1 protein-coding gene is annotated in these 203 nt (G+C 62.6%); it reads left to right on the forward strand.

Translation table 11 applies throughout. The features are described from left to right. Positions 1–33 precede the first annotated feature (33 nt). On the forward strand, positions 34–203 hold a 170-nt coding region (locus KNP00_RS14205), incomplete at its 3' end, for a helix-turn-helix domain-containing protein (protein WP_215146322.1).

Here is a 203-nt window from a genome sequence, read left to right on the forward strand (position 1 = left end):
CATCACGATCTTCTGGAGGGAGGAGGGACGGACATGCTGAAAGGCTATAAATACAGGCTCCACCCGACGCCGGCACAGGCCGAGTTCCTGGTCCGGACGATCGGCTGCGCCCGATTCATCTACAACAAGCTGCTCGAGGACCGCATCGCCATCCGCGAGGAGGCGAAAGCGGGGAGCGGAACGAGACGGAAACCGGCGACACC

It is taken from the genome of Exiguobacterium qingdaonense, from assembly GCF_018617855.1.
GTDB classification, from domain to species: domain Bacteria; phylum Bacillota; class Bacilli; order Exiguobacteriales; family Exiguobacteriaceae; genus Exiguobacterium; species Exiguobacterium qingdaonense.